Source organism: Actinacidiphila guanduensis (assembly GCF_900103985.1).
Lineage (GTDB): Bacteria > Actinomycetota > Actinomycetes > Streptomycetales > Streptomycetaceae > Actinacidiphila > Actinacidiphila guanduensis.
In genome coordinates this window covers 778,333-793,581 of record NZ_FNIE01000001.1, presented here as the reverse complement: position 1 = coordinate 793,581, position 15,249 = coordinate 778,333, and the positions used below count along the sequence as shown (strand labels likewise).

The following is a 15,249-nucleotide window of genomic DNA, read 5'->3' as shown; positions in this document are numbered from 1 at the left end:
CCCGTTCTCGGTGTTCCGCCGCCGGGCACTGACGGTGGCCAACGGGGTCACCGTCGCCATCGGCTCGGCGAACTTCGGCGGGTACTTCTTCCTCTCCCTCTACCTCCAGCAGGTGACGGGGTACTCGCCGCTGCGAGCAGGGTTCGGTTTCCTGCCGATCGGGCTGACCGCGTTCCTCGGGGCGTTCTTCGGGACGCGCCTGGTGGCCCGGCTCGGCGTCCGCAACCAGCTCGTTCTCGGGCCGGCGGTCGCGGCTTTCGGTCTGATCTGGATGTCCCTCACTGTCACGCCCGACCGCGCGTACGCGGCCCATCTGCTGGTGCCGCTCGTCCTGTTCGGCGTCGGGACCGGTATGACCTTCGTGCCCATGGCGATGGCCGGCACCCAGGGGATGCCGCCCCATCAGGCCGGACTGGCCTCGGCCCTGATCAACACCACCCGCCAGGTCGGCGGCGCGATCGGCCTTGCGGTCATGTCCACCGCGGCGACGGCCCTCACCCGCCACCACCTCACCACCGAACACCCGCCGTCCGCCTTCACCGACGGCTACGCGCTGGCCTTCCTCATCGCGGGGCTGGGCCTGGTCGCCGCGGCACTCCTCGCCCTGACCCTTCCCTCCGTGCCCACCGTCACCGCGACCTCGACGACCGCATCTTCCGGCCAGCCCACCCCCGACCCGGCCACCCCCGACCCGGCCACCCCCGACCCGGCCGACGCCCCGCGGCCGGCCCCCGCCCCCGCCGACTAGCGTCACAGGGGAGGTCACAGCCACCGTGGGGGCCCGGCGGAAAGGCAGGCCCGTCTTCCTGGATCATCCCAGGGAGGGACGATCAGGCCCACAGGTACCATCGCCACCGCCGGAGCCCTCCTCGCCACCGGGCGGCTGGCCGCGGCGGGGCGGGGGGCGACACCTGGGCCGCCGACGAGCAGGGTGCCCCCTGGCCCGCCACCCACACCGGGTGCGGCGCCACCTCCGCGCGGACATCGGCCGCGACCACGGCCACGTGGTGCGCCAGGGCGAGGTCACCGTCACGGAGGGCCCGGGCCCGGTCCGCACGACACCCCAGCTCTAGACGACTGGTCTATTCGGGTGTACGGTCGCAGCATGGCAGTCACCAAGGTGGAAACGCGGCGGAGTCTCCTGAACGCGGCACGACGCGTCGTCGTGGCCAAGGGGTATGCCGCGGTGGGTATCAACGAGGTACTCGCCGAGGCCGGCGTTCCGAAGGGGTCCTTCTACCACTACTTCGATTCGAAGGACGCCTTCGGTGAGGCGCTGATGAAGGACTACTTCGACGACTACTTCGCGACCATGGACGGCATCGCCGGCGACCCGCACAGCACGGCCGCGCAGCGGCTGATGAGGTACTGGCAGTATTTCTACGACACCCAGGCCGCCGACGACTGCCAGGGCGGATGCCTCGTCGTCAAACTGGGCGCGGAGATCGCCGACTTGTCGGAGGCGATGCGCGTCACGACCAAGGCCGGGACCGCGGCGATCATCGACCGCCTGGAGGCCATGATCGACGCCGGCGTCGCCGACGGCTCCGTGACGGTCGACGACACACCGCGGTCGACGGCCGAGGCGCTGTACGACATGTGGCTCGGGGCGAGCGTCATCGCGAAGATCCACGCCGACCCCGCTCACCTGGACCGCGCCCTGGCGGTCACCCGCCAGGTCCTGCACGTCTGAGCGGACCGCTCCTCCTCCACACCCACTCCAGACCCACCCGCGCCGGGGCCCGCCGCTCACCGGGCCTTCCGGCCCCGGACCGGTGTTCGTCCCGGTCCGAACAGCGCTTCCTAAAAACAGACCGGTCTAATTCACGATCGGCCCAGGAAAGGAATCATCATGACCACTGACCTCACCAGGTCGGACGCGACCGAACTCGCGGAACTGATCCGTACGGGTAAGACGTCTTCGGTCGAGGTGGTGCAGGCGCACCTCGACCGCATCGAGGCCGTCGACCCCCGCATCAACGCCGTCGTCACCCTCGCCGACGGCGCGCTGGACGCCGCGCGGGCTGCCGACGAGCAGCTCGCTTCGGGGGTGGAGGTGGGACCGCTGCACGGCGTGCCCTTCACTGCCAAGGACTCGTTCGACACCGCCGGGGTGCTCACCCAGCGCGGTTCGCCGATCTTCGCGGGGCGCGTCCCGGAGACGGACGCCACCGCCGTCGCACGCCTGAAGCAGGCCGGAGGCATCCTGCTGGCGAAGACCAATCTCCCGGAGTTCTCGTACTGGATCGAGTCGGACAACCTCCTGACGGGCAGGACGAACAACCCCTGGGACCTCGATCGCTCGCCCGGCGGTTCGAGCGGCGGCGAGTCCGCGGCGATCGCCGCCGGGATGTCACCGCTCGGACTCGCCACCGACCTGTCCATCTCGGTGCGGGGCCCGGCCGCCGACACCGGAGTCTCGTCCTTCAAGCCGACACACGGGCGCATCCCCATGACGGGGATCTGGCCGCGGGAGCCCCGCCGTAACTGGCACGTCGGCCCCATGGCGCGCAGCGTCCGCGACCTCGCGCTCGCCTACCGTCTGCTGGCCGGTCCCGACGGCGCCGACGGCTTCTCCACCACCCCGCCCCGGTTCGACACCGGTCTGGGTACGGCACCGGACCGGCCCCTGCGCGTGGGGTGGCTGGTCGACTCGGGACTGGGCCCGACCGACCCGGAGGTCGCGGCAACCGTCCGGGCAGCCGCCGACGCCCTGCGGACCGCAGGGGCCCGGGTCGACGCCGTGAGCATCCCGGCCTTCGAGCGGGACAACCCTCTCGAGGTGTGGACCAAGCTGAGCACCATGGAGGTGAAGCCGGCCTTCCGCCAAGTCACAGCCGGTCATGAGGAGCAGATGTTCGACTACACGAAGTTCGTGGCCACCATGCCCGACACGACGGTGGAGGAATTCGTCCTGGCCGAGCAGGCCGTCGAGAGGCTCCGGGACGGCGTGGCGCGGTTCTTCCACCAGTACGACCTCCTGCTGCTCCCGGTGACGACGATCCCGGCCCACAAGCACCGGCTCGAGGAGTTCACTGTCGATGGCCGGACGGTCGGTGCCTTCCACGTGAGCTCGACGACCGTCCCGTTCAACCTGACAGGAAATCCGGCCCTGGCGATGCGGTTCGGCACGAGCAGCGACGGCATGCCGATCGCCGTCCAGTTGACCGCCAACCTGCACGCGGAGTCGACGATCCTGCACGCCGCCTCACTGCTGGAGTCCCTCAGCCCCGTCCGCGGCCAGTACCCCGACCTCGCCTCCGCGTCCTGAGCAGGGCGAAGGGCCCCGGCGCCGCCCGCGTGGCGCCGGGGCCCTCTTCTGCGCCTGGGCGGGGGCGGCTACCAGTCGATGGCCACGGGCACGAAGGGCGCGGTCTCGGACGCCGCCTTGCGGGCCTCAAGTGCCGTACGGGCCGGCGCTCCCACGGGGACGCGCAGCGGGGGATCCGGGCGCTCGACGGTGTCGGCGACCGCGACGGCGACCTCCTCCGGGGTGATGGGCTCGAAGATGCCGGTGCCCCGGAGGGGGCCGAACTGCTGGAAGAGGGGGAGGTAGGGGTCGTCCTCGGCGAAGAAGGACTTGGCGCGCTCGGGGCCCCCGGAGGAGACGGAACCCGGCTGCAGGAGCGAGACCTTGACCCCGAAATGGCCGGCTTCGACGGCCAGTGTCTCGGCCAGCGCCTCCAGGGCCCACTTGCTGGCGGCGTAGGGGCCGATCATCGGGACGGTGATCCGGCCCTGGACGCTGGAGACGAACAGCAGGCGGCCCGCACCACGCCGGCGCATCGCCGGCAGCACCCCCTGCGCCACGCGCAGCGCGCCGAAGGTGTTGAGGTCGAACAGCGCCTCCACCTCCGCCATGGGCACGCTCTCCAGGGGCGCCCGCACCGTGGCCCCCGCATTGCTGACGAGCACGTCGATCTCGCCCGCGTCCCGGAGGGCCTGCTCGATGCTCTCGGGGTCGGTGACGTCCAGGCGCAGCGCCTGGTCGACGGGCAGCCCGGCCAGGTCCTCCGGCCGCCGGGCGGTGGCGACGACCCGGTGCCCGCGGGCCGCGAGTTCGGTGGCGACGGCCCTTCCAATGCCTCGTGACGCGCCGGTGATGAGTACGGATGACATGACGATCTCCTCGAAGTGGTCGTGCGAGGGCGGGGTCGGCCCGGCGATGGCACGCCGAGCGCCGTGTCGGGCGCGGCTTTCCGGCTGTTCCGGCCCCTGCGCTCTTCTCACCGGCTCACCGGCTCACCGGTGAGCGCCTCCCGGAGCAGTGCCGCGGTCTCGGCAGGGCGTGAGAGGAAAGGGGAGTGCGGGGTGTCCGTGCGGCGCACATTTCCCGCTCGCGCGTCGAACTTCTCGCGCATGGCCCGGGGAAGGCCGGCGTCCTTCTCGCCCATGACGTACGCGTGCGCGCTGCCCTGCCGGGCCGCCCGGGTCAGTGCCGTCCCACACCTCCTTGCGGTCGAAGGCGCCGTGGACGAGGACGAGAGCGGGCAGGGCCATACCGGAGGTCCCTCCTTCTGCGCGTCGGGAGATGGGCTCGGCCTCGGTTTCCCGTCGGATAGTATGTAGGTCAACATACATAGTATTCGGGCATCCGGGGAGCACGCGCAGTGGGGAAGCGGACGGACACGAGGCGGAATATGGTGCAGACTGCCAAGGAACTGATCCGGCAGCGGGGCTACCACGCGACGTCCTTCGCCGATGTACTCCAGGCCAGCGGCGCGTCCCGCGGCTCGGTCTACTTCCACTTCCCTGGGGGGAAGACGCAGCTGGCGATCGAGGCCGCCCAGGCCCACGCCGCGGAGCAGATCGGGATCATCGACCGGGCCGCCGATCAGGCCACCGACACACGCCGGTTGATCGAGTGCTACGTCGACATGGGGCGTGACGGCATGATCGCCGGCGACTACGGGAGGGGCTGCGGTGTCGCGCCGCTGGTGACCGAGGGAGCCACGCAGGAGTCGGCCGAGATGGCCGAGGCCGGGCGCCGGGCGTTCGCCGAGATGACAGACCGGCTGGCCTTCCACTTCGTGGCCTTCGGGATGGGGAGCGGTGACGCACAGGTGCTCGCCGACGCGGTGATCGCCGGTGTTCAGGGGGCGATGATCACCTCCCGCGCCCTGCGCAGCCCCGCCCCGTACGAGTCCGTGCGCGCCGCGCTGGTCAGCCACGCCGCGGCAGTGTCCCCCGGAAACGCCGACCGCGCCGACGGCTGAGGCCGGCGCGGTTGCAGCCCTCGGCGCGCACCGGGCTGTCGTAGGCGCGCACCGGCCCATCCCTGCAATTCGTCCGTGCCCTGCGCTCGTTCCCTGGATTCCGCCGACCCTGTCGGTTCGGCGGTGCCGCCGGTTTCTCCCGGTGAGCTGCCGTGGGGTCCTGGGAGTGCTGTGTCCCTTCGGTCCCTATTGGTCCCTATTGGAGTCCTGTGCCATGACCCCTTCGTCGCCTGAAACGTGTGGCCCCGATCCGTCGGTGCTGGTGAACGTGGTGCACGCCGCTTTGCGCACCCGGCACGCGCATCTGGCGGAGGCCGAGGGGCGCGCCTTGCGGTATACGGCGGCGGTGGCGCCCTTCGCGGCGGTTCCGGACGAACCGTCGGGCCGGGACTGGGACGACCTGGCCGTCCTGGCGCACCGCACGGGCGGTCTCGCCCTGCATCGGGAGCCGGGAGCCCTGCCCGCGGGCTGGGACGCCGCGCACGGGATCGACGTCCACCGGATGACCGTGCTGCAGTTCTCCGGGGCCGGGCTCCGGGCATCCGCCGCCGACGCCGACGACCCGGACGTCCGGGCGCTGACCCCCTCGGACGTCCCGGCCATGCGGGACCTGGCCGACCGGACCAGGCCGGGGCCGTTCGGGGAACGGACCATCGAGCTCGGCGGGTACGTCGGCATCATGCGCGACGGTGTTCTCGCCGCCATGGCGGGCCGGCGCTTTTCCGCTCCTACCGGCGGCCAGCAGGGCTGGACGGAGATCAGCGCCGTGTGCACCGACCCCGCCTTCCGGGGCCAGGGCCTGGCCACCCGCCTGATCCGCACGCTGGCGGCCGGCATCCGGGCTCATGGCGACGAGGTCTTCCTGCACGTCGTCGACACCAACACCGCTGCCACCGCCCTGTACAAGCGCCTCGGATTCGAACCGCTGTCCACCGTCGAAGTCACCCGACTCACCCCGCGCCGCTGACCGTTCCCCGTCGGCGCCGACGGCTCACCGCTTCGCGGTCCGACCCGATCTCGCCGCTCGCTCAGCCGACGCAAGTGCCGGTCCAGGTCGGCGACCGAGGGATCGGGGACGTCCATGGTGGTGCCGCACGGTGCGCTGGTCGTGAGCGGGCTGGTTCCGTCGGGGCGAGGCCCAGCCGGTGCAGGTTGGTTGGCCGGGCGCTCTGGGCGCCGGGATCCAGTGGGAGTTGCTGCCCTGCCCGGCCAGGTCCGCTCGTGGCGGCCCAGCGGGGTCGAGTGGCTACTTCCGTGGCTCGGTCCGCCCCGGATCCAGCGTCTACGAGAGGTAGTGCTCGACCGTGGAAGAAGGACGGACCCGCGCCGTGCTCGGGTCCTGACCGAAGTCCGTGAGCGCACGCCGCTGCCGCAGGAGGTCCCAGCACTGGTCCAGCTCACGCTCCAGGGCGCTCAGCCGCTCCTTCTCGGTCTCGGCGTCGATGTCGCCGGACGACAGCAATTCGCGCAGGATCTTCTCGTCGGCGACCATCTTGCCGATGCGGCCGAGGATGGTGTGTTCGGCGTCGTCGGGTTGCGTCATGGGAGCCTCCAGATCGGGGTGCGTCATTTTGCCACGAGCACGGCTGTCGTAGCGTCGCAGGTTCGCCGTCTCACGTCAGCGGGTGGGAACGGGACCTGCCCCGGACAGTTTGATGAGGCGCAGTCACCCGGCGGCCGGGCGGCTTTCCGACTGCTCGCGACCGGATCGATCCGTGACCCAAGGGGCGGCCACCGGACAGACTGCCCGGCGCTCCGAGGGCGTGTCACGGCCGTCACGTGTCTTTCCGACTGCCTCGTCGGTGACCGAGTCCAGCACGAGGAACAAGGAGCCAAGCCCGTCCTGCACCTCGCCCAGGGCGTAGTCGTCACCGAGTAGGCGTGGGTCCCTGAAGACCACCTTCGTCACCTCGCCGTCGTCGTGGACGACGGTGCGCAGGTCGTCCGCCGCTGCGCCGCCTGACCCCGGCGGCGCCCCAGAGCGGCCCCGGCAGCGTTTCTTACGGACCCCGGACAGGGATGACGATTTGCCGTATCCATCCCTTTGGCTCCTCATTCGGCGCGTTAGCGTGAGGACCGGTCACAGAGCACGCATGGCCGTCAACTCCCTTGATTTTCACGGGAGTTGACGGCTGATGCGGTGTGCCCTGCGGACCGGTTCCCCGTCCCACGCAGGAGGAGTCACCGCCCATGTCCGCCATCCGCCGTACCCGCAGCCGCGCCCTCGGCCGCACCGCCGGCTTCGGGGCCGCCGCCCTCGCCTGCGCCGCTCTCTTCGCCGCCGCCCCCGCCGCACACGCCACCCAGCCCGGCGACACCGCGCAGGGCCGGGCCCAGCACCAGGGCGACCGGGCGCTTTCGGACCACGAGGCGAGCACCGGCCCGGTGTTCGTGCAGACCGACAACCCCGACGGAAACGCGATCGTCGCCTACCACCGGGCCGCCGACGGCACCCTCACCCGCGACGGGATCTACCCCACCGGCGGCAGGGGCGGCGTCCTGGACGGCTCCGTCGTGGACCACCTCGCCTCCCAGGGCTCGCTGGCGTACGACAGCCGGCAGGGCCTGCTGTACGCCGTCAACGCGGGCAGCGACACCGTGACCGTCTTCGCCGTCCACGGCGACCGCCTCCAGCGACTCCAGATACTGGGCTCCGGCGGCTCCTTCCCCGTGAGCATCACCTTCCACGGCAACCTCGTGTACGTCCTCAACGCCCTGGACGGCGCCTCGGTCCAGGGATTCGTGCGCGTCGGCGACCGCCTCGTCACCGTGCCCGAGTGGAACCGCTCGCCCGGCATCGACCCCACGGCCACACCCCAGTTCACCCACACGCCGGGCCAGATCTCCTTCACCCCGGACGGCACCGCACTCGTGGTCACCTCCAAGGCCGCCAAGGGCGGCGCCATCGGCGTCACCCCCCTGGACAGCACGGGTGGGCCCGGCGGCCCGACCGTGTTCACCCCCCTTCCGGGCGCGGTGCCCTTCGGTTTCGTCTTCGACCGGGCCGGACGCCTGCAAGTCACCGAGGCGGGTCCCAACGCCGTGGCCACCTTCACGCTCGGCCGCGACGGCAAACTCACCAAGACCGGCGAACTCCCCACCGGCCAGCAGGCCACCTGCTGGATCACGACCGCGGGCAGCCACCTGTACGCCTCGAACGCCGGCAGCGGCACCCTCTCCGGCTACGCCGCCGCCGGTGGCGCCCTGACCCCGCTCGGCACGACGAGCACCGACGCCGGCACCGTCGACGCCGCTGCCTCCCCCGACGGGCACTTCCTCTACGCCCAGACGGGCGCGGTCGGGATCGTCGACGAGTTCCGCGTGGAGGGCGACGGGTCGCTGACCGCGATCGGCTCGGTGACCGTGCCTGGGGCCGTCGGCGGCGAGGGCATCGCGGCAGGCTGATCCCCACGGGGCCGGCCCCGGCACTTCGAGCATCCAGCGGTCACGTGGCGGGTCGTGAATTCCGGGGTGAGTGGAGCGGCCTCGAACTTCTCGTCCTGCGGGAACGGGAGTTCTGACCTCGACCTGCACACCTGGCGCCTGATCGTGGAGATCGTCACTCCGGGAACGCTCCCTCTGTGTGACGCCGGGGCGATGCGGCTTCCGCTGGGTTTCGAGGATGTCGCTTTGTTCGTTCGCCTCGTTGAGGCGGCCGCGGCCTGGGGGCGCCAGGAACAGGCCGCGGGGTGCTGCTCAGCCGGGCTACCGAGCGGCACACCGTACGGACGGGTCACGGAAGTTCGGCGCGGCCCTCAGGCGCGTACGTAGCGAGGGCCTCGCGGCAAGCTGACCCACTCGGGGTCGGCCCGGACCGGCCGACCCCGAGTGGGTCGAAGCCGCGGAGCGCGCGGCGGCGACGAGGTCCGCGGACCGACATCGCAGGTGCAGCGGACTTGGATGCGCCTGCTGAAGTGCAGTCCCCATGCCGGCCCAGGGACAGAGTTGATACCCGCCCTGCATGAGCGTGTCAGGCGGCGGCTTCCTGCAGGATTTTGACGATGCGCTCGTCCAGCACCTGGGGAACGCGCGACGGCGCGAGTTCGGGGAACTTGCTGAAGAAGGCGGTGACCTGGTCCAGGTCGATACGCGTCGGTTCGCCTTCACGCCGTGAGACGCAGACGCGGACCGGGGCGCCGAGGCCGGCCGCGCCGCTGAACTCGAACAGGCCGCGCGCGGTGACGGCGTTGCCGACCAGGTAGAACTTGGACTCGACGGGGATGCCGGCCAGTCTCATCGCCGAGCCCTGCTCGAAGTCCCAGAAGATGGAGAAGCCCGTCGGCTTCGCGGCTCCGTCCACGTACGCTTCGAAGCCGGCGCGATCCCCGTTCTCCACGAATTCCTTCAGTGTCGGGATCGAGCAGCGCTGCAGGCGTGCCTCGATGGCCTGGGTGACCTCGGCGAAGGATTTGTCGGAACGAATCGTCAGCAGGACGGCTTCGTACGGGGTCTGTGTCACCTGAATCGGCATGGCAAGGGTTCCCCTCATGTGCTCCAGCGGCCAGGAGGCGCGGCCCCGTTGTCGTGCGGACCACGCCCGCCCCCGCGGTTTGTTGTACCTACACTATGCGCCTGCTGGTGCAGGTACAACATCAAGACTTGGGCGCCGGTCCGCGTTGTCCCGGCCGGCTGCTTGCGCCGCCCGGCTGTTTGCTCCGCCCGGGGCGAGGCGTCGGATTGACAGCCCGGTGATGTATACGCAACTTTGGAGATGTGAGCGTTTCGTACATCGACGAGATAGCGGGCGACTGCCTGGCGGCGCGCGCCCGGCTCATCGCCCGGGCCATCACGGGCCTGTACGACGGCGCCCTCGACCCGCACGATGTGACGATCGCGCAGGTCGACCTCCTGGCCGCGCTCGGCAAGGTCGGCCCTTGCCCGCCCACCCGGCTCGGCGAGGTGCTGCAACTGGAACGGTCCACGGTCAGCCGCAACCTGAGCCTGCTCGTCAAGCGCGGCTGGGTGGAGATCCTGTCGTCGGACGCGAAGGGCATCCGCGAGATCGCCCTCACCCGCGCCGGCCAGGCCAAGATCGAGTCCGTGATGCCCGCCTGGCGACAGGCCCAGCAGCAGGCCGCTCAGATGCTCGGCGCGGCCGGCGTGCGCGCCGTCCGGAAGATCGCGGGCGGCATGGGCCTCTGATCACCCGTTGGAGGAACGGGTGGCACCCCTGGGATGCAATGTTGCATGTACAACAAAGGAGAAACGCATGACCGCGGTCTTTGCGAACAAGGTGGTCCTGGTCACCGGCGCCTCAGGAGGGATCGGCAGAGCTGTCGCGCTGGCGTTCGCCAAGGAGGGCGCACGGCTGGTCCTCGCGGCGCGCTCGGCGGACCGGCTGGCCCAGGTCGAGCGAGAAGTCCGTTCCGTGGGCGGGGAAGCGCTCTCGGCACCGACCGACGTGACCTCACCGGAGGCGGTGACGGCCCTGGTGAAGGCGGCGACGGACCGGTTCGGGCGCATCGACGTCCTGGTGAACAACGCCGGTATCGGGAAGGTCGGCGGTGTCGAGGAGGAGTCCTTCGCCGACGACGTCCGCGACACTCTGCAGGCGAGCCTGTTCGGAATGGTCGACGTCACCCAACGGGTCCTTCCGCTCATGCGGCGGCAGCGGACCGGTGCGATCGTCAACATGTCCTCCGTGATGGGCCGCAAGGCATTCGCCCGGTTCGGCTCCTACGCCATCGTGATGCACGCGGTCTCCGCTTTCTCCGACAGCCTGCGCCAGGAGGTGGCCGGCTCCGGCATCCGGGTGTCGGTCATCCACCCCGGCCTCACCGCCACCGAACTGCTGCGCGAGGCCAAGGAGGACGAAATGCCGCCCCCCTTCCGGCACATGACCCCGCTGTCGCCCGACGACGTGGGACGCGCCGTGGTGGCCGCGGTCCGGCACGGAAAACGGCGTGTCGTCCTGCCCCGCATGGCCGGCGCGCTTCTGCTCGGTGAGGCCCTCTCGCCCCGGATCGGCGACCTGATCGCCGCCGCCCTCGCCAAGCGCCCCATCGCCCGGGCTCTCGGAATGAGCGACGGCCGCACTTACCACGAGGTGCTCCGCCGCCAAGCCGGGACGACCGGCACGACGGCCGGGTGAGCCGCCCCAGTACCGGCATCGCCTGCAGATGAGGCGATCCCGGCCGACCGGACGGCCGGGGCCCGGCTACGGGCGCGGCAGAGACGACCTAGGTTTACTTTCTCAAGCGGTTGGTATTGATTCTCAACTGACTCCTCGATAGTGTGCGCCTGTGAGCAGCCGTGTCACGGCCGTGCGGTCGCGCGAGCCCGGGAGATCACGGTGGACAGAAGACGCTCCCCACCACCCAAGAGCCGCCCGCGTGTGTCGCCGTCGGCAGCCGGGGCGGTCGTCGGGGCCGTCATCGAGGAGAGGAATCCGGTTTCCATGAGGCTGAGGTTTCACACGTCGTTGGTCGTGGCCATGACGCTGGCACTGGGCGGCATCGCGCTGGGCGGCGCCCCGCCGATCGACGCCCAGCCGCTGGCCACCGCCGGCGTCGCGGCCACCCCCACCAGCACCGCGGGCTCCAAGAGCACCACCGTGGTCAACCCGCGCGAGGAGGACGTCACCTACAGCAACTACACGTTCCGTGACGGCGAGACGCTCGCGCAGTTGCGCCTGCACTACGCGCTGCTCGGCACCCCCCACCTCGACCGGAACGGCCAGGTCGACAATGCCGTCCTCCTGCTGCACTGGACGTTCTCCAGCAGCCAGGACCTCTTGTCGCCCGAGTTCCAGGAAGCCCTGTTCGCGCCGGGCGCGCCGTTCGACGTCAACCGGTATTTCGTGATCATCCCCGACGCGATCGGGCACGGCCGGTCCAGCAAACCCAGCAACGGGTTGAAGGCCGGCTTCCCGCAGTACAGCTACGACGACATGGTCGACCTCCAGCACAAGTTGGTCACCGAGACGCTCGGCATCCCGCACCTGAAGGCCGTCGTCGGCATGTCCATGGGCTGTATGAACGCCTGGCAGTGGGCGGAGGACTACCCGGACGCGATGGACGGCATCATGCCGATCGCCTGCTTCCCCGCGCCCATCAGCGGCCGGAACCTGCTGTGGCGGCGCATTCTGGTGGACGGGATCGAGTCCGATCCGGCCTACGACGACGGGAACTACACGCAGCAACCGCCCGCCCTGGCCGAAGCCCTGAACGTCGAACTGATGATGATCAACGGGGTGTCCAACCTGCAGACGGAATTCACCTCGCCCGCCCAGGTCGACGGCTACATCCACGGCGTGGACTCGGCGGCCACCGGCTTCGACGCGAACGACTTCATCTACGCGTTCAACGCCTCCCGGAGCTTCAACGCCGAGCCGCTTCTGGGCACTATCAAAGCGAAGGTCTACGCGGTCAACCTCGGCGCCGACGAGTTCTATCCCGACAGCCTGCAGATCCTCGAGCAGGACATGCCGAAGGTGCCCAACGGGCGGTACGTCGTCCTGCCCGCCTCTGTCGACGCACTCGGGCACAGCGCCATGGAACACCCGGACATCTGGAAGGCCCAGGCCGCGAACTTCATGAAGTGGCTCGGCGAGTAGGCGCTGTCCTCCCGCACGGACCTCGCCGCCCGCAGTGGAAGGGTCCCTCGAATTCGCCGGGATGCAGGGGCCCTTCACGCGTGTGCGGGGCGCGGCCGGTGGCGGCTCGTATGTGGGGACCGTCAACCATGCGGATCGGCCTGGGGGTTGTGGGCCGTCGCCGCTGCGATCGCCGCCCTCACGAAGGAGCCCACCAGCGGGTGGGCCTCCTCCCCTGGGGGCCATGCCACGACGATCCGGCTGGGCGGCGCGTCGGCGACCGGCACGCACACCACGCCCGCCGGTGCGGGGTGCACGAGCGAGCGGGGCAGCAGGGCGGCCACGCGGCCGACGGCGACCAGTGAGTACAGCTGGGCGATGTCCGCGACCTCGGGGCCGCTGCCGCCGTGGCCCCGCGCGATGTCGTCGGGCACGTCCTTCCAGCGCGGCAGCGTCTCGTCCGCCAGGTCGGCCAGGCGCAGCTCGCCGCGGGAGGCCAGCGGGTGGCCGGCGGGCAGGACCGCGACGCGCTCCTCGACGCAGAGCGTCTCGTGGGCCAGCCCGTCGAGGTCGTCGAACGGCACGTACAGCAGGGCGACATCGGCCCGCCCCGCCCGCAGGTGGTCCACCCGGTCGGCGGGCCCGCTGAACAGGATCTCCACCCGGTGCGCGTCGGGCTCCCCGGCGTACGCAGCGAGGATCGCCGACAGCAGCCCGGCGTCGCCCCCCGGCTTGAGGACCAGCCGCAACCGCTGCCCCGCGCCGCCGGCCCGCCGGGTGCGGTCCGCCGCCGCGCTCACCGCGTCCAGCGCGTACCGCCCGTGCCGCAGCAGCGCCCCACCGGCGGCCGTCAGCGCCACCTGCCGACTGGACCGTACGAACAGCTGCACCCCGAGCCGTTTCTCCACCCGCCGGACCGCCTTCGACAGCGCGGGCTGGGCGATGCGCAATCGCTGCGCGGCCCGGCCGAAATGCAGCTCCTCGGCGACCGCGACCACGTACTCGATCTCCCGCGTCTCCAGCTCGGCCATGCCTGCAGGTTATCGCCCGAGGCCCAACAGATCTTGGACGTGCCCCCTCGCTCCCTGTTTCGATGGCCACATGATTCACCACACGATGCTCGTCTCCTTCAACGAGCCCATCCCGGACGCCGACCTCGACCGATTCCTCACCGACATCGAAAAGGTGATGCTCGACTCGGGCCACGTCCTCACCTCCTCGACCCGCCGCCACATCCCCGTCCCGGGCGAGGAGGAGATCCCCGCGCTGATCGCGACGGCGGTCCTGCAGTTCGGCGTCGCCGACGAGAAGGCCCTCGCGGCGGCCTTCGCGGCACCGGGCGCGGAGGAGGTCATCCACCACTGGCAGGCCAGGCATCCGTACAAGGTCGCCTGGGTGAACCACGAGCCGCTGGGGTGAGCGGGCGGGGTGCTCCCGGCGGAACCGCCGCCGGGGGCACCCCCGCGCTCGCGCCCGTCACCGCCCGAGCACCTGCTCCACCTCCGCCAACTGCCCAGCGCTCAGCGGCCCCTTGGCCATCGCGCCCGCGTTCTCCTCCGCCTGGGCCACCGTGCGGAAGCCCGGGATCGGGACGGTGTGCGGGCTGCGGGCCCAGATCCAGGCCAGGGCGCCCTGGGCGAGGGTGCGGCCCTCGGCGGTGAGGATCTCCCGCAGCGCCTCGACCCGGCGCAGCCACGCGGGGTCGGCGCCGGCGGCCGCGGTGAAGCCGGGCAGCCAGGCGGGCGGGGCGCTGCGGATGTCGCCGGCCGCCAGGGTCCGCCCGGGGGCCTGCTTCCCGGTGAGCAGCCCCATCGCCAGCGGGCTGCGGTTGACGCTCGCCAGGCCCGCTTCGGCGCACAGCGCGAGGATCCCGGGCGCGTCCTGGAGGACGTTCAGCCGGTGCTGGACCGCCGTGCAGTGCGCGCCGCGCGCGAAGACGGCGGCGCGCTCGGGGTCGTCGGTGCTCCAGGCGTAGCCGCGGATCAGGCCCTCGCGGACGAACTCCTCGCAAATGTCGCGCAGTTGCGCGGCCCGCTCCATGTCGCCGTCGGCGATGTGCAGTTGGTAGAGGTCGATCCGGTCGGTGCCCAGGCGCTGCAGCGAGGCCGTCAGGGCGCGGCGGGCGTGCTCGGGTGAATCGTCCACGCCGTAGGCGGTCCTGGTCCCCTCGTCGAAGAGGTTGCCCCACTTGGTGGCGATCACCACCTCGTCACGCCGCTTGCCCAGCGCCCGCCCGAGCACCCGCTCGCTGTGCCCCGCCCCGTACGTGTCGGCGGTGTCGAAGAACGTGACGCCGAGGTCGAACGCGCGCCGCACCGCCCGTACGGACTCCTCGTCGTCGACCCGGCCCCAGCCCAGCGGCTGCCCGCCGGTGTCCTGCCACTCGCCGCCGATCGCCCAGCAGCCGAAGCCGAGGGCACTCACCTCGATCCCGCTGCGTCCGAGCACCCTGGTGTGAGCTGTCGTTCCCATGGTGCGCACCCTAGAAGCTGGAGTACG

15 protein-coding genes are annotated in these 15,249 nt (G+C 71.2%); 10 read left to right on the top strand and 5 right to left on the bottom strand.

What is annotated here, in order from left to right; translation table 11 throughout:
* The 3 genes from BLR33_RS36660 to BLR33_RS03295 all read left to right on the top strand — a co-directional run.
* Positions 1-748, top strand: a 748-nt coding sequence (locus tag BLR33_RS36660; RefSeq protein ID WP_143031614.1) for an MFS transporter, incomplete at its 5' end; no start/stop codon positions are given.
* Positions 749-1,105: 357 nt separating this feature from the next.
* Entirely contained in the window at positions 1,106-1,693 is a 588-nt protein-coding gene (locus BLR33_RS03300) for a TetR/AcrR family transcriptional regulator (RefSeq protein ID WP_093782676.1), read from the top strand.
* A gap of 159 nt (positions 1,694-1,852) precedes the next feature.
* Entirely contained in the window at positions 1,853-3,271 is a 1,419-nt protein-coding gene (locus BLR33_RS03295) for an amidase (RefSeq protein ID WP_093782675.1), read from the top strand.
* A gap of 68 nt (positions 3,272-3,339) precedes the next feature.
* Here the strand turns inward: BLR33_RS03295 and BLR33_RS03290 are convergent, their stop codons facing one another.
* Positions 3,340-4,119 (bottom strand): SDR family oxidoreductase, encoded by a 780-nt coding sequence (locus BLR33_RS03290; RefSeq protein WP_093782674.1) that lies wholly within the window; start codon positions 4,117-4,119, stop codon positions 3,340-3,342.
* A 521-nt stretch (positions 4,120-4,640) separates the two neighbouring features.
* Here BLR33_RS03290 and BLR33_RS03280 point away from each other — a divergent pair.
* Together BLR33_RS03280 and BLR33_RS03275 are read left to right on the top strand one after the other, a co-directional pair.
* Positions 4,641-5,216, top strand: coding sequence for a TetR/AcrR family transcriptional regulator (locus BLR33_RS03280; RefSeq protein WP_093782672.1), 576 nt, complete (start codon positions 4,641-4,643; stop codon positions 5,214-5,216).
* 256 nt (positions 5,217-5,472) lie between these two features.
* Positions 5,473-6,183 carry a GNAT family N-acetyltransferase gene (locus BLR33_RS03275; RefSeq protein WP_218136597.1) on the top strand — a complete coding sequence of 237 codons (711 nt, stop codon included), beginning with the start codon at positions 5,473-5,475 and terminating at the stop codon, positions 6,181-6,183.
* Between the two features lie 315 nt (positions 6,184-6,498).
* Here the strand turns inward: BLR33_RS03275 and BLR33_RS03270 are convergent, their stop codons facing one another.
* Positions 6,499-6,759, bottom strand: a complete 261-nt coding sequence (locus tag BLR33_RS03270) for a DUF2630 family protein (RefSeq protein ID WP_093782670.1) — start codon at positions 6,757-6,759, stop codon at positions 6,499-6,501.
* Between the two features lie 647 nt (positions 6,760-7,406).
* Here BLR33_RS03270 and BLR33_RS03260 point away from each other — a divergent pair.
* The gene (locus BLR33_RS03260) at positions 7,407-8,621 is read left to right on the top strand and encodes a lactonase family protein (RefSeq protein WP_093782668.1); all 1,215 of its coding nucleotides are present in this window, start codon (positions 7,407-7,409) and stop codon (positions 8,619-8,621) included.
* Positions 8,622-9,186: 565 nt separating this feature from the next.
* Here the strand turns inward: BLR33_RS03260 and BLR33_RS03255 are convergent.
* A complete protein-coding gene (locus BLR33_RS03255; RefSeq protein ID WP_093782667.1) occupies positions 9,187-9,687 on the bottom strand; it encodes a hypothetical protein in 501 nt (166 codons plus the stop codon).
* A gap of 242 nt (positions 9,688-9,929) precedes the next feature.
* Here BLR33_RS03255 and BLR33_RS03250 point away from each other — a divergent pair, with 242 nt between their 5' ends.
* The 3 genes from BLR33_RS03250 to BLR33_RS03240 all read left to right on the top strand — a co-directional run bounded on the left by BLR33_RS03250 (position 9,930) and on the right by BLR33_RS03240 (position 12,771).
* On the top strand, positions 9,930-10,358 hold the full coding sequence (locus tag BLR33_RS03250; protein WP_093782666.1) for a MarR family winged helix-turn-helix transcriptional regulator: 429 nt from the start codon (positions 9,930-9,932) through the stop codon (positions 10,356-10,358).
* Positions 10,359-10,425: 67 nt separating this feature from the next.
* Positions 10,426-11,307: an SDR family NAD(P)-dependent oxidoreductase gene (locus tag BLR33_RS03245; RefSeq protein ID WP_093782665.1), complete on the top strand. Its 882-nt coding sequence runs from the start codon at positions 10,426-10,428 to the stop codon at positions 11,305-11,307.
* Positions 11,308-11,613: 306 nt separating this feature from the next.
* Positions 11,614-12,771 carry an alpha/beta fold hydrolase gene (locus BLR33_RS03240; protein WP_093782664.1) on the top strand — a complete coding sequence of 386 codons (1,158 nt, stop codon included), beginning with the start codon at positions 11,614-11,616 and terminating at the stop codon, positions 12,769-12,771.
* 122 nt (positions 12,772-12,893) lie between these two features.
* On the opposite strand, the gene BLR33_RS03235 is transcribed toward BLR33_RS03240, so the two are convergent.
* On the bottom strand, positions 12,894-13,781 hold the full coding sequence (locus tag BLR33_RS03235) for a LysR family transcriptional regulator (protein WP_093782663.1): 888 nt from the start codon (positions 13,779-13,781) through the stop codon (positions 12,894-12,896).
* Between the two features lie 70 nt (positions 13,782-13,851).
* Between BLR33_RS03235 and BLR33_RS03230 the strand changes: the two genes are divergently transcribed.
* Positions 13,852-14,169: a hypothetical protein gene (locus BLR33_RS03230; RefSeq protein WP_093782662.1), complete on the top strand. Its 318-nt coding sequence runs from the start codon at positions 13,852-13,854 to the stop codon at positions 14,167-14,169.
* A 57-nt stretch (positions 14,170-14,226) separates the two neighbouring features.
* On the opposite strand, the gene BLR33_RS03225 is transcribed toward BLR33_RS03230, so the two are convergent.
* Positions 14,227-15,222, bottom strand: coding sequence for an aldo/keto reductase (locus tag BLR33_RS03225; protein WP_093782661.1), 996 nt, complete (start codon positions 15,220-15,222; stop codon positions 14,227-14,229).
* Positions 15,223-15,249 lie beyond the last annotated feature (27 nt).